Genomic DNA, 13,548 nt, shown 5'->3' with positions numbered 1-13,548 from the left:
TCTACATAAGGCCTTACACGGGCACCACCACCTTGCCGATCAGCAGCGGGTGCAGCCAAAGCAGGAAGACAACGTAGAACACGATGCCGAGCACGACGGCGATGATGTCGTTGCGCGGACTTCCCGGCCCCGGCGTTTCGATCAGCTCGGTCGGCTGGCGATGCTTCAGCGCGATCCGGTCGTAGACGGCATAGGCCAGAAACGATCCGAACAGGATGATGCCGGCCAGATCGCCATTGGCGAGCAGATGCGCCAGCGCCCAGGTCTTGATCGCCGTCAGCATGGGGTGCTTGACGACCGCTTTGATGCGCCCCGGGAAATAGGCGGCCACTAGAAATATGAAGGCCGGCAGCATCAGCAGCATGGCCAGATGACGCATCCAGACCGGCGGCGTCCAAATCGGAATGATGGGCGCGGTGGCGAACCCGTAGACGAGCAGGATGAAGCCCAGGATCGACGCCACCGAGAAGAAGGCCTTGTAGCCGTTCTCGCCGAACTTCTCGATCAACCCTTCACGCGAGCGCGTGAGCGTGGGCAGCAAATGAATACCTAGAAAAACAATGATGCCGACGATGAGCAGCAGCATGACCAACCTCCCTCAATCTCGCGCGCAACCTATCACGCACGGATACCGCTCGCGACAAGGGCCGTCAAAGCCCGACAACCTACGCCGCTGCCGAACCTATTCCTTGATGAAGGCCAATAACTCCGCATTCAAGACGTCGGCATGCGTGGTCAGCATCCCGTGGGGAAGGTCGGGATAGGTTTTGAGAACGCCGTTTGGGAGCAACTCGGCCGACCGGGGACCGGCCGCGGCAAATGGGACGATCTGGTCGTCCTCGCTGTGCACCACCAGGACCGGTATGGCGATGGCCTTCAAATCCTCGGTAAAGTCCGTCTGCGAGAACGCGACGATACCGTCGGAATGGGCCTTGGCGCCTCCCATCATGCCTTGCCGCCACCAGTTCCAGATCACGCCCGGCATCGGCTCGACGCCCTCGCGATTGAAGCCGTAGAAGGGCCCGGCTGGAACGTCATAGAAGAACTGAGCTCGGTTCTCCGCGAGCGCAGCTTGGTAGCCGTCGAATACTTCTTTCGGCGTGCCGTTCGGATTGGCCTCGGTCTTGACCATGAGCGGGGAAACGGAAGCGACGAGAACGGCCTTCGCCGCTCGATCCGTACCATGCCGCGCAAGATATCGAACGACCTCGCCGCCGCCGGTTGAATGGCCCACATGCACAGCGTCTTTCAAATCGAGATGACGGACGACCGCGGCGAGATCGTCTGCGTAGTGGTCCATGTCGTGCCCGTCGTCGACCTGGGTTGATCGGCCGTGTCCGCGACGATCAACGGCTACCACTCGAAAGCCTCGATTATTGAAGAACATCATCTGCGCGTCCCAGTCGTCGGACGTAAGCGGCCAGCCATGGCTGAAGACGATGGGTTGTGCGTCCTTGGAGCCCCAATCCTTGTAGAAGATCTCGACTCCGTCCTCGGTGGTCACTGTCGGCATGGTGTCTAACCTTTCGGGGAAACGCCTCGCGAAAAGGCGTCGGCGCTGTGGTTGCTCCGACGATGCTATGCCCAAATGATGACAACACACCGGCATCACACTGCATCGATGTCGCAGGCTGTTGCAGGGATATGAGCCTGCCTAACCGGATCTGCAGACGGGCAGCGGGCGCGGCGGCGGGCTGGGGTGCGCTTTTCTATACTTGGCGATGATCGGCTCGAGTTTTTCCTTTGGCCAGAACATCGGCGAACCGATCTCGCGCAGACATGTGGCGTTCCAGTAGAGCCCGGCGCTCGACAGGCTCTTGTGCGCCTTCGCCGCTTCTCGCACGGCTTCGATGTCGCGCGACTCCGGATAGATGTAGACCGTAGTCGGACGTTCCTTGATCATGTCCACGATCAGCGCGGAGTCCTCGGGCGTCCAGCTGGTGCAGCCATTGCTGCGGCCTGAGCTGTAATTCAAGAGACTGCCGTAGGGAACGTATCCCTTCTCGTTCGCAAAGGGGCTGTCGGGATTCTTGCGCAGGCACATGCGCCGCAGCAGCACGGCGGAGTGGCCGCCGATGGCCCGCTCCCGTGCATTGGCCGTGTCCCCCTCGCCTTCGAATTGCACGAAGGCGCGCAGGAGCGGCACGGACTTGCCACGTGTCCGGTAATAGCCCTTGAACGAGGTCCGCGTTTCGGCGGTCACATAGCCCCCGCCCGTCGTCAGCTTGGACCCTTCGGCATTGCTGAAGTTCTTCGCGCAGCGCCGCCCGTTCGCGAAGTTCGCACCCGGCAAACGACGCCCGTTGCCGTAACCAGACGAAATCGCGCGGAAGGAGAGGTCGTGTTCGCAGATGATGTAGAACCGGCGCGCCACCCCGCCGCTGCCCGAGACACTCGGGCGTGTCGCATCCATGGCGAAGTAGCAGGGGTTCTTGGCCAACCCCTCCATGACCTTCTCCATGTATAAGGCGCGGGCCCGTTGCAGAACGACCTTCGAAATCTGACCGTCGCCGTCCCCGACATGGGCTTGAAGCCAGGGCGGGATTTCCTCGTACTGTTCGTCGGCAAGCGCGCGAGGGATGAGAGGCCAAGCCACCATGGCGGCGGCGCCCAAAATGACCAGCAGACTGACAACTCTCTGACTGAGAGGAATCAATCGCACGAGATTCAGTCTCCCCGTGTTTCGCACCCCTCCGATGTTGCGCGAAAAAATGCCGTCATTAGGGCATTTCACTGGCGCGAATCGGGTGCACAGAACGACCGGCAGCAATCATAACCGATTACTCCTCCGTGCAAGCCCCATCCCGTGTAGAGACCATCGATCGCAGCCGCGTTGCGATGGGTCAGGTGCCAAACGCATAGGTGTGCAGAGCGCCGCCGAGCACGCCCCGCTCCAGGCACTGACGCATGTCAGCGTATTTCTTCCGGACCTCGTCGAAGAACGCGGGAGAGCGGGCAGTGCCGAGCGCCTCTCTGTTTTCGTCCATGCGCGCGAGGAAGCCGCCGTACCACGCGATGTAAGCCTGATCGAGATTGACGATGCCCGTGCAGGTCCATCCCTGCCGCTCGGGCGCCTGGCGCATCTCCGCCATCGAATGCACGCTTGGGGGCAGACAGTCCGCCTCGGCAAGCGCGGCGGCGTCGTACGCGATGTAGTCGAACACCGCGATCCGCGCGCCCGGATTGGCCACCTCTCGGAAGGCGGCAAAACAGGCTTCCAAATCCTCGCAAGCGTAGAGAGAATTGAACGCGTAGATCACGTCCACCGTCGGCAGACCCAATTCACCGAGCTTGGTGATGTCGCCGGGGATGAACTGCCGGTCCGCGTAGCGGCTGTTGGCGTAGCCCACGGACTCCGCATCGAGATCGACCCCGACGACAGAGGCGCCTGTCTTCCGTCCGATGGCATCGGCCGTGGCGCCGAGCCCGCTGCCGGCATCGAGCACCGTCTCGCGCGGTGCCGGGCGAACGTGAGACAAGACGAGGTCGATAGCGTCCTCCTCGCCGGGATGGGCGAAGTCGCCCCCGCGAATGCGCGCAAGGAAGGACTTGTTGTCGAAGCTGTTCATGCCGGTCATCGGGGTAACTCTACTCTCGCATATCGAGGCAGGGGATGCCCCAACGCCGCGCCAATTGTCACTGGCTCGGCGGGCAGGAGATGGTAGCATTTCGCCCTATGCCGGACCTGATCAAATTCGTGGCCAAGCAATACGCGATCGGCATCGTGGCGGTGGCCCTGTTCGCGGTGACGTTGCTCGTCACCGACGCCTGGGGGCTTGGTACGCTCGTGCGTTCGGACGTGACGCCCCTCACCACCGCGGTCATCTTCATCGTGTTCGGAGTCATCTTGCTGTCGCCGCTCGTGGTCGGCACAGCCATCTTCCTGTCGAGAACAATTCCGGACGAGCACCGCTGAGTCTCGTTGATGCGCGGGGCCTAGCGCGCCGAGCCGACGACCGTCTTGCACAACGGCAAATCCGACAGGGTGCGTGCGCGGCCCGGCTTGTGCTTCTTCGCGTATTGGAGGAGCGCGGGCTCGAGCTTCTCGCGCGGCCAGAAATTCGGCTCGCCGATCTCCTTCAGGCAGGAGGCGTTCCAATAGGCGCCCACGCGCGACGGCGACTGTCCCGCCCGCACCGCGCGTCCCACCGCGACGATGTCTTTCGCCTCGGGATAAATATAGACCGTCGTCGGACTATCCGCGATCGCCAGGAACTGATCGTCGGCGTCCCGGGGCCAGCTTGTGCAGCCGCTCGAACGACCGGCGCTGTAGTTTATGAGCTTGCCGAAGGGCACGTAGCCGCTCTTATCCGCATATTTGCTCGACGGCATTTTCAACCGGCACTGCCACCGCACGATTGCCGCCGAATGGCCGCCAATGGCGCGCGACCGCGCGTTGGCCGTATCGCCCTCGCCCGTGTATTGCACGAACGACCGGACCAGCGGCTGATAGCCACCGGCCTCGCTGTAATAGCCCTTGAAGGAGGTGCGCGTCTCGGCCGTCAGGTATCCGCCGCCGGTGGTCAAATGCGAGTTCGCCGCATTCGAGAAATTCTTTGCGCACCTCGCGTTGTTGGAAACATTGGCGAGACCTTCGAAATTGCGCCCTGCGCCATGACCCGAGGTAACAGCGCGGAAGGTCTGCTTGTTCTCGCAGATGGCATAGAACCGTTTGGCGCCCTCGCCGGGCCGCGTCGCATCGAAGGCGAAATAGCAGGAATTCTTGACCTTCCCGGCGCGCACCTTCGCCTGATGGAAGTCGCGCGCACGCTTCAGCACCGTGGCGGAGATCTGCCCCTCGCCATCGCCGATATGCGGATTGAGCCAGGCGGGCACGCCGGGAATAACCGGGCGGACGGGTTCCGGCGGCGGCGCAGGCGCAAGTGCGGGCCGCATGGCAGGCGCCAGCAGCGCGGGAGGCGCGGCTTGGTAGGTGGGCGCGACCGGCGCGTTCGGCACGGGCATCACCGGCGACGGGGCGGCTGCAGCAGGCGCATATTGGCCGGCCGGCATTGTCTGGGGCGCCGGTGCGGCAACGGGAGCCGGCGCTGCCTGCGGCGGCGGTGCCTGAACGTCCGGCACATAGCGGGATCCCGGCACGACCCGTGTCTTCGGGACGATGGTGACCGCCTGTGGTGAGCCTTGCGGCGGCGCGGCGAGCCAGGGGAGCTGCTCCGCGCCGGCAGGGACGGTCGCGAAGGTGGTCCCAAGCAGAAGCGCGCCCAGGCCCAAGGCCGGAGCGCCGAAACCGCTTTTCACCCGATTTGCCCCTCGCACGAGACAGGCTCCCTCAAATCGCACAGTCCGAACCGCCTGGGATGGGCCCGGCCCGGCCAAAAACCGAACGCGGACACACGCAAGGCGGGTTGTTCCGCGTATTATACCTCACTTTGCGACGTTAGAGCGGCGAGGGTTAATCTGCCGTGAACCGGGACATTTGCCGGATTCGTGGGGCCCCGGGGCAAGGAGCGGCGCTGTGGAGGCTCAACGGTGCGGACAGCCAGGCCAGCAGCAGGGTCTGCGCTTGCCGTCATTGAGGTTGGACCGGCCCCATTCGATACGGCGCTCCCGCGTTTCGACTTTCTTGGCGGACTCGATCCAGCAGATCCATTCGTTGCGCGCGAGCGGCGTGATGTCTTCCCACGTTTCCAAGGCCTTGGCGTCGGCGAGCAGCGCCTTGCGGAAGTCCGCCGGCAGGTCGTGAACCACGCCGCCTGAGATAAGTTTGGCCGCCATTCCCCTCGCCCTCTCCCCTACTCGCTTCCGGACACTCGCCCGATCCGTCCAGTTTGCCTCATCGAGCCGGGCAAACAAGCTACGCCGACCTACTCAAGCGGCGCCAATCGCCCTAACATGGCGGCCAAGACGTCCGGCAAGCACACCAACAACCCCGAAGAGCACGATGCGGAGAATTTCGCCATGACCTCACGAACGACGACCGGACAAGGAAAACTCTACGAGAGCATTGTCGACACGATCGGCAACACGCCGTGCATCCGCGTGAAGCGCCTGGCGCCGGACAATGTGCGGCTCTACGTCAAAGCCGAGTTCTTCAACCCGGCGGCGTCCGTGAAGGACCGGCTGGCGATCAGCATCATCGAAGAGGCCGAAAAGCGCGGAGACCTCAAGCCCGGCCAGACCGTGGTCGAGGCCACGAGCGGCAACACGGGCATCGGCCTCGCCATGGTCTGCGCCGCCAAGGGCTATCCGCTGGTGGTCACCATGGCAGAGAGCTTCTCCATCGAGAGGCGCAAGCTCATGCGCTTCCTCGGCGCCAAGGTCGTCCTGACCCCGAAAGAACTCAAAGGCTTCGGCATGTATCAAAAGGCCGTGGAGCTCGCCAAGGAACACGGCTGGTTCCTCGCCCACCAGTTTGAGACGCCCGACAACGCGCTCATCCACGCGAACACCACGGCACGGGAGATCCTCGCCGACTTCGACGGCGAGCGTCTCGACTATTTCGTGAGCGGCTACGGCACGGGCGGCACGGTAGCCGGCGTCGGCCGCGTGCTGCGTGAAAGAAGGCCCGAGACGAAGATCATTCTGAGCGAGCCAGCGAACGCGGGGTTGGTGGGCAGCGGCATCGTCCAGGAACGGTCAGAGGATGGCGCCCCCAGCGTGAGCCATGCCGCCTTCGAGCCCCACCCGGTACAAGGCTGGACGCCCGACTTCATTCCCCTGGTGCTGCAGGAAGCGATCGACGGGCACTACTACGACGAGCTCGTTCCCGTCACCGGGCCCACCGCCATCGAGTGGTCGCGTAAACTCGCGGCGCAGGAAGGCATCATGACGGGCATCTCCGGCGGCGCCACCTTCGCCGTCGCCCACCAGATCGCCGAGAAAGCAGAAGACGGCGCTGTCATCCTCGCCATGCTGCCCGATACCGGCGAGCGCTATCTTTCGACACCGCTGTTCGAGAACATAGAAGAGGTGATGACCGAGGACGAACGCGCCCTGATGAAGTCCACGCCGGGGTATCAGATGGCTTAGGCTCGGCGGGCGAAGCGCAGGTGTGACTCTGTAACTCACCCTTGATCTCGCACAACGCGCACAACCCTCGCTAGATTAGAATTTGAAGAATTCAAATCTAAGAGGGGGCGTCATGCTGCGGTTTCTCATAGCTTTACTGATACCGGCATTGGCCAGTTCAACCGTCATGGCCGATGAACTGCGCGACCAAGCCGCGGCGATGTTCAAGCCGTTGCCTTCGACCATTCCAAGCGTGAAGGACAACCGGATCACCCCGGAAAAGATCGAGTTGGGGCAAGCGCTGTTTTTCGACCCGCGGCTATCGGCATCGGGCGTGTTCAGCTGCAACTCCTGCCACAACCTCGCGACCGGCGGCGACGACAACCTCGAGACCTCCATCGGTCATGGCTGGCAGAAGGGACCGCGTAACGCGCCGACCGTCCTGAACTCCGTGCTCAACCAGGCGCAGTTCTGGGACGGCCGCGCGGAAGACCTGAAGGAGCAGGCCAAAGGCCCGATCCAAGCCGGCGTCGAGATGGCCAACGAGCCGACCGCTGTCGTCGCAACGCTGAAGAGCATGCCCCAATACGTCGAATGGTTCGAGGAGGCGTTCCCGGACGAGGACGATGCCGTGACATTCGACAACATGGCGCGCGCGATCGAGGCTTACGAGGCGACACTCATTACCCCGGCGCCGTTCGACTCCTATCTCAACGGCGACGACGCCGCGCTGACGCCCGATCAGAAAGAGGGCCTGGCTCTATTCATGAACAAGGGCTGCGTCGCCTGCCACAACGGCGTCAATGTCGGCGGACACGGCTATTACCCGTTCGGCGTCATCGAGAAGCCCGGCTCGGACGTCCTGCCCGAGGACGACAAGGGACGCTTCGCGGTGACCAAGACGGCCACCGACACCTACGTCTTCCGCGCATCGCCCTTGCGCAACATCGCCCTCACGGCCCCCTATTTCCATTCCGGCAATGTGTGGGATCTGGAGCAAGCCGTCGGGATCATGGGCAGCTCCCAGCTCGGCCAGGAACTTAGCGACGAGGAGGTCGAGAAGATCACGGCCTTCCTCCATTCGCTGACCGGCAAGCTGCCGGAAGTCGTCTACCCGGTCCTTCCCGTGGAGACAGAAGACACGCCCCGTCCCAATATCGAGGTGCTGCCGCAGCAATAGCGGCCGAGGGCGGCGGCGCTTTCGTCGTCACCCACCAGATCGCGGAGACGGCCGAGGACGGCTCTGTCATCCTCGCCATGCTGCCCGATACCGGCGAGCGCACTCTCTCGACGCCGCTGTTCGAGACCAACGAAGAGGTGATGACCGAAGACGAACGCGCTCTCATGAAATCCACCCCGGGGTATCAGATGGCTTAGGGGTGGTGGCGGGGCGGGACGGGCTCGGGAACCAGCGATGCTCGTTCGCCCGCACGTTGTCAATTTCCGCGGCTCCTTGTGTTTGGGCCTGACAGCGCCTACCTGGTTATCGCCGATGTCTCTGGCCAGCAGAGCGAGGTCCATTGCGGCCTGAGAACATAGCCACAGCCCCGTGCATCGTCCCGCGCGCACCCTTCAAACGCAAATTTCGACAATCAAAATGCAATTCAAATCTCAGGGATTCTATACAGACGACTTCATGTTCGACGTCATGGGCATCGAACAGCTTCCACCTGTTCTCTATCAATACACATCGGTAGAGAGTCTTCGCCGCATCCTGGAGTCACGCTCAATTCGCTTCTCGCGCTTGGACAGTGTCAATGACCCGGAAGAAGCGATTGCCTCAGATGTGCCCTTGGCTGCGAGTTCAGTTTTTGTATCGTGCTGGTCCAGTGTAGAAGCTGAGCAGATCCCGATGTGGTCCATGTATGGTGACAGGTTCTGCGGCGTCCGTATGCGCCTGCCCGCAAACATGTTCGCCGGCCGACGTGAGCCGGTAATTTACGAGAAGGGTGGCGCTCTCACAATTTTCGATGGGTCTTACACGATTCTTAGGAAGGCTCCGGCAATGCAAACTCAGGGGTGCGCGATTATCGGACCAAACAAAGTGTACTATAGTGACGATGCCTCCTACAGGAGCCATAGGCTTGTATACCACTGCGGCGACACTGCCGCGTTCTATCCATACGATCTCGGGATGGTGAAAAGCACGCACTGGTCCTATGAGCAGGAATGGCGCTTCAAGATCGCCGCGCTTGCCTTTGAGGCCGAATACCCAAACGACAAATACTTTAACGAAGTGACTCTCGACTTCGAACGATATCCTATCGAGAACAATGCTCTTTTCGTTCCCCTCGATGAATCGGCACTGGCTGACATGGAGGTCACGGTTGGCCCGAAGATCACCAAAGCGTCGGCGGACGAGGTCGGTGACATTCTCAGGGAATTTGCGCCAAGGGCCAGCTTGGTTCCCAGTCAGCTCCGCATCCGTTAGAAACCAGCGTTCAGCAAGCTGCTCGTCGCGAAGCGGAGCCTAGTCATGTAAGGGCACCCCAAGCGCAGCCCTCATCAAGGCTCGATGTGCCCCGCCAGTTCCGAGAACAAGCGTTCGAAGGACTCGCCCAGCACATATGATTGATTGGTCCAGCCAACGAGGACGTCGTCCGCCACCTCAGTCGCGAGAGGCAGCAACTCACGCGCCTGAGACTCCGAGATCGCCATCGCCGGTGTAGACACTCCAGTCTCGTCAATGTGAGCGTACAAAGCCCGTTCTCGAAGTCGAACCAATTGGCCCGTGTTGGCATCGCGCTGTAGTCGAGCGCAGTTCTCAGCACCTAACAGGTCCGGAAGCCTGCCCATAAAGGCGGTCCGCCGCACGGCTAGTCTATGCTTGCTTGCATGGTCGCGCATTGGATCGCGTCCCTGCCCGCGCCCGTCTGCCGATTTGAGCGTGCGAAACGCGAGGACCTCTGCCTTGGCCGTCTCCTCCATCGCCGAAATCGCTAGAAAGACACTAGTGCCGAACGAACGTCGCCCAAAGGCTTCTTTGGCATCGATGAGCAACCCGTTGACGTGTTTGGCTACTCGATCGAACAGTTCCGTCGCTGACGTTCCATGTGCAGGCCCGCCAAAAGCAATGGCCGCCTCTATCTCCCGAATGAAATTGAGTTGGTCGTCGCGTTCGGAAGTCAACGCGGTGCTCCTTTCTCGCCCTAGTTCGCCCCTTTCGCCCACTCGATAGTCCGGGGAGGTTCGGGCGAGATATCATACACGACGCGGTTGATGCCGCGCATCGTTGCTGTTGCGGGGGCGCGGCTGCTAAACATCCGGCCATGTGTGAGCCCATCCTGATCCTCGTCGATGCCGATGCCTGTCCTGTAAAAGACGAGGTTTTTCGGGTCGCCGCAAGATACGCGGTCAAGACCATCGTCGTGTCCAACGCCTATATGATGCTGCCGAAGGACGCGAACATCGAGCGCGTGGTCGTCGATCAGGGTCTCGACGTCGCCGATGATTGGATCGCGGAGCGGGCCCGGCCCGGCGTGATCGTGGTGACAAACGACGTGCCTCTCGCCCATCGCGCCGTTACGGCGAGGGCCGAGGCCATCGCGCCGAACGGCAAACCCTTCACCGACGCATCCATAGGCATGACGCTGGCCATGCGCGATCTGATGACCGATTTGCGCTCGGCGGGCGAGATCACGGGCGGCCCGCGACCGTTCTCGAAGGCCGACCGCTCGGCCTTCCTGCAGGCGCTCGATGCGGCCATCGTGCGTCTGAAGCGCGACGGCCACCCCACATAACAGTCAGAGGCGTAGTGCTACCGCCGAAGGCGGTCACTCCCACTCGATGGTGCCGGGCGGTTTCGAGGTGATGTCGTAGACGACGCGGTTGATGCCGCGCACCTCGTTGATGATGCGCGTGGCCGTGCGCCCCAGAAAGTCGTGTGAGAAGTCGAAATAGTCCGCCGTCATCCCGTCCGTGGAGGTGACGGCGCGCAGCGCGCAGACGAAGTCGTAGGTGCGCGCATCGCCCATGACGCCGACAGTGCGCACGGGCAGCAGCACGGCGAAGGCCTGCCAGATCGTGTCGTAGAGGCCGGCGTTGCGAATCTCTTCCAGGTAGATCGCGTCGGCGGCGCGCAGGATTTCCAGCTTCTCTTGGGTGATGTCGCCGGGGATGCGGATGGCGAGCCCCGGCCCCGGGAACGGGTGACGGCCCACGAAGGTCTCGGGCAGGCCGAGCTCGCGGCCGAGCCGGCGCACCTCGTCCTTGAACAGCATGCGCAAGGGCTCGACGAGTTTCAGCTTCATCGTCTCCGGCAGGCCGCCCACATTGTGGTGCGATTTGATGGTGACGGAAGGCCCGCCCGTCGCCGAGACGCTCTCGATCACGTCCGGGTAAAGCGTGCCTTGCGCGAGGAACTGCGCGTCCTCGAGCTTCTCGGATTCTTCCTCGAACACCTCGATGAAGAGCCGCCCAATGATCTTGCGCTTGGCTTCCGGGTCGGAGATGCCGTCCAGCGCGCGCAGGAAACGCTCGGACGCATCCACATGCACGAGCGGGATGTTGTAATGCCCGCGGAACAGGTCGACGACTTCCGTGGCCTCGTTCTTCCTGAGCAGGCCGTGATCCACGAAAATGCAGGTGAGCTGATCGCCGATGGCCTCGTGGATGAGGAGCGCCGCGACGGAGGAATCCACGCCGCCCGATAGCCCGCACACGACCCTTCCCGAACCGACTTGGCTGCGGATGCGCTGCACCTCCGCCTCGCGGAACTGCGCCATGCTCCAGTCGCCGTGACAGCCGCCGATCTTCCGCACGAACGTCTCGATGATCGCGGCGCCCTTGGGCGTATGCACCACTTCCGGGTGGAACTGCACGCCATAAAGCTTGCGCTCGTCGTCCGCGATGGCCGCGAAAGGCGCACCGGTGGACACGCCCACCGCGCGGAAACCGTCGGGCAGCGCCGTAACCCGGTCGCCATGGCTCATCCAGACCTGCGCCCTCTCGCCCTCTTCGAACACGCCGTCGAACAGCGCCGTGTCGGCGACCACCTCGAGCTCGGCCCGGCCGAATTCGCGTTCGTGCCCGGCTTCCACCTGCCCGCCGAGCGCCGCCACCATGGCCTGCTCGCCATAACAGATGCCGAGCACGGGCACCCCGGCTTTGAAGATCTCATCCGGCGCGCGGGGCGTGCCGGTCTCATGCACGGACGCCGGGCCGCCCGACAGGATGATGGCCTTCGGCTTCGCGGCGGCCAGCACCGCCTCGGCCCGGTCGAAAGGCACGATTTCCGAATAGACGCCCGCTTCGCGCACGCGCCGGGCGATGAGCTGCGTCACCTGGCTGCCGAAATCGACGATCAGCACCCAATCCTCGGTGCCTTCTATGGGGTCTTCGTGTGCGGTCTCTTGATCCATATGCGCCATTTTCGGTTTCGCCGTTTCGGCCTCTCTGGCGGCCGTTATAGCAGGAGTCTCCGCAAGGCCAGGGGCTTCGCGCCGGGTTCTTGCGAGTTTTCCGCTCGGAAATGCGCAACATTCCCCCTATCAAGGAATTAGGACGCCAAGCCGGGGGGACGAGCCGCATGGACGAGACGGAGCAGCGCGAGATCGAGGAGCGGCTCAAGGACAGGATAGCCGCCTACCACGAAGCGGCCCTGCTCTTCACGGCGGTCACGGCTGGCCTGCCTGATCTTCTGAAGGCCGAGCCGCGCAACCCCGAAGCGCTCGCCTCCGATCTGGGGCTCGAGGCAGGCCCCCTGCGGCGCCTCCTGCGCGGCCTCGTGGCGATGCGGCTGTGCGAGGAGCTGGACGACGGCCGCTTCGCGCTGACGCCCGCCGCCGAATGCCTCACCCATGGCAGTCCCTCGAACCTCAGCGAGAAGGCCTTCGTCGTGGTGGGGCAGTATTGGATGCCCTGGATGTCCATGATGTATTCGCTGCGCACGGGCGAGCCCTCGCTGCCCTTCGCCCTCAACAAGACCGCCGCAGACTGGCGCGGCGCCAAATCCGACGAAGGCCGGTTCCTGTTCCGCTACGTGGCCAAGGAGGAGCTGGCCAATCCGGGTAGCATGCACGAAGCCCTGGGCGACGTCGCCGAGGGCGCGGTGATCGCAAGCGTCGGTGGAGGCTACGGCGCCTGGCTGGCGGATGTGCTGGAGCGCGACCCGTCGCTCAAGGGCATCGTCTACGATGCGCCACCCGTGCTGGACGACGCGATGCGGCTGTTCGATGTCCTCGGGTTCGCGGACCGGATCGAGTTCCTCCCCGGCGATGCCCGCGAGGAGGTTCCCGCCGTCGCCGACATCTATGTCCTGAAGAGCGTGCTGCAGCGGCACGACGACACGGACGCCGCCGCGGTCCTGGAGAACTGCCGCCGGGCGATGACGCCGGGCGCGCGGCTCGTCATCTACGAGCGGCTGATGCCCGAAGACGCAAGCGCCGACCCCGAAGCCATCATGACCGACCTGCATATGATGGCGATCACGGGCGGCAAAACGCGCACCCTGGCGGAGATGGAAGCGTTGATCGCAGGCGCCGGGTTGAGCGGCGCCGGGCACCGCAAAACTGCCGACGGCATGACCGCGATCGACGTCCGCACCCCGTGAATCAAAAACGCAAGGCTAGGCGCCAACCG

General features: G+C 63.2%; 14 protein-coding genes. 6 read left to right on the top strand and 8 right to left on the bottom strand.

Going from position 1 to position 13,548, the window contains the following annotated elements; translation table 11 throughout:
* Nucleotides 1–13: 13 nt before the first annotated feature.
* From DCY11_RS13685 to DCY11_RS13670, 4 genes are all read right to left on the bottom strand, one after another.
* Complete coding sequence (locus DCY11_RS13685; RefSeq protein WP_108683350.1) at nucleotides 14–586, bottom strand: NnrU family protein; 573 nt, start codon at nucleotides 584–586, stop codon at nucleotides 14–16.
* Between the two features lie 96 nt (nucleotides 587–682).
* Nucleotides 683–1,513 (bottom strand): alpha/beta fold hydrolase, encoded by an 831-nt coding sequence (locus tag DCY11_RS13680; RefSeq protein ID WP_108683349.1) that lies wholly within the window; start codon nucleotides 1,511–1,513, stop codon nucleotides 683–685.
* 141 nt (nucleotides 1,514–1,654) lie between these two features.
* The gene (locus DCY11_RS13675) at nucleotides 1,655–2,662 is read right to left on the bottom strand and encodes a hypothetical protein (protein ID WP_108683854.1); all 1,008 of its coding nucleotides are present in this window, start codon (nucleotides 2,660–2,662) and stop codon (nucleotides 1,655–1,657) included.
* A 181-nt stretch (nucleotides 2,663–2,843) separates the two neighbouring features.
* A complete protein-coding gene (locus DCY11_RS13670; RefSeq protein ID WP_159080038.1) occupies nucleotides 2,844–3,578 on the bottom strand; it encodes a class I SAM-dependent methyltransferase in 735 nt (244 codons plus the stop codon).
* A gap of 98 nt (nucleotides 3,579–3,676) precedes the next feature.
* Here DCY11_RS13670 and DCY11_RS13665 point away from each other — a divergent pair, with 98 nt between their 5' ends.
* Nucleotides 3,677–3,916 (top strand): hypothetical protein, encoded by a 240-nt coding sequence (locus DCY11_RS13665; RefSeq protein ID WP_108683347.1) that lies wholly within the window; start codon nucleotides 3,677–3,679, stop codon nucleotides 3,914–3,916.
* A gap of 20 nt (nucleotides 3,917–3,936) precedes the next feature.
* Here the strand turns inward: DCY11_RS13665 and DCY11_RS13660 are convergent, their stop codons facing one another.
* Nucleotides 3,937–5,259 (bottom strand): hypothetical protein, encoded by a 1,323-nt coding sequence (locus DCY11_RS13660; RefSeq protein ID WP_108683346.1) that lies wholly within the window; start codon nucleotides 5,257–5,259, stop codon nucleotides 3,937–3,939.
* A gap of 225 nt (nucleotides 5,260–5,484) precedes the next feature.
* Nucleotides 5,485–5,736, bottom strand: a complete 252-nt coding sequence (locus DCY11_RS13655) for a YdeI/OmpD-associated family protein (protein WP_108683345.1) — start codon at nucleotides 5,734–5,736, stop codon at nucleotides 5,485–5,487.
* A gap of 183 nt (nucleotides 5,737–5,919) precedes the next feature.
* Here DCY11_RS13655 and cysK point away from each other — a divergent pair, with 183 nt between their 5' ends.
* The 3 genes from cysK (at nucleotide 5,920) to DCY11_RS13640 (ending at nucleotide 9,400) form a co-directional block, all read left to right on the top strand.
* A complete protein-coding gene (cysK, locus tag DCY11_RS13650) occupies nucleotides 5,920–6,990 on the top strand; it encodes a cysteine synthase A (protein ID WP_108683853.1) in 1,071 nt (356 codons plus the stop codon).
* Nucleotides 6,991–7,156: 166 nt separating this feature from the next.
* Nucleotides 7,157–8,149, top strand: coding sequence for a cytochrome-c peroxidase (locus DCY11_RS13645; RefSeq protein ID WP_305791432.1), 993 nt, complete (start codon nucleotides 7,157–7,159; stop codon nucleotides 8,147–8,149).
* Between the two features lie 456 nt (nucleotides 8,150–8,605).
* Nucleotides 8,606–9,400: a DUF2971 domain-containing protein gene (locus tag DCY11_RS13640; protein WP_159080037.1), complete on the top strand. Its 795-nt coding sequence runs from the start codon at nucleotides 8,606–8,608 to the stop codon at nucleotides 9,398–9,400.
* A 74-nt stretch (nucleotides 9,401–9,474) separates the two neighbouring features.
* On the opposite strand, the gene DCY11_RS13635 is transcribed toward DCY11_RS13640, so the two are convergent.
* Complete coding sequence (locus tag DCY11_RS13635) at nucleotides 9,475–10,098, bottom strand: AbiV family abortive infection protein (protein WP_159080036.1); 624 nt, start codon at nucleotides 10,096–10,098, stop codon at nucleotides 9,475–9,477.
* 140 nt (nucleotides 10,099–10,238) lie between these two features.
* Between DCY11_RS13635 and DCY11_RS13625 the strand changes: the two genes are divergently transcribed.
* The gene (locus tag DCY11_RS13625) at nucleotides 10,239–10,709 is read left to right on the top strand and encodes a YaiI/YqxD family protein (protein ID WP_108683340.1); all 471 of its coding nucleotides are present in this window, start codon (nucleotides 10,239–10,241) and stop codon (nucleotides 10,707–10,709) included.
* 33 nt (nucleotides 10,710–10,742) lie between these two features.
* Here DCY11_RS13625 and guaA read toward each other — a convergent pair whose 3' ends face one another.
* Entirely contained in the window at nucleotides 10,743–12,338 is a 1,596-nt protein-coding gene (gene guaA / locus DCY11_RS13620; RefSeq protein ID WP_371515011.1) for a glutamine-hydrolyzing GMP synthase, read from the bottom strand.
* Nucleotides 12,339–12,496: 158 nt separating this feature from the next.
* Here guaA and DCY11_RS13615 point away from each other — a divergent pair, with 158 nt between their 5' ends.
* A complete protein-coding gene (locus tag DCY11_RS13615; RefSeq protein WP_159080035.1) occupies nucleotides 12,497–13,519 on the top strand; it encodes a methyltransferase in 1,023 nt (340 codons plus the stop codon).
* The last annotated feature ends 29 nt before the right edge of the window (nucleotides 13,520–13,548 follow it).

Origin of the sequence: Methyloceanibacter sp. wino2 (assembly GCF_003071365.1) — a bacterium.
Lineage (GTDB): Bacteria > Pseudomonadota > Alphaproteobacteria > Rhizobiales > Methyloligellaceae > Methyloceanibacter.
Note: the sequence above shows the minus strand (reverse complement) of the source record. Positions and strands in the feature narration are given on the sequence as shown.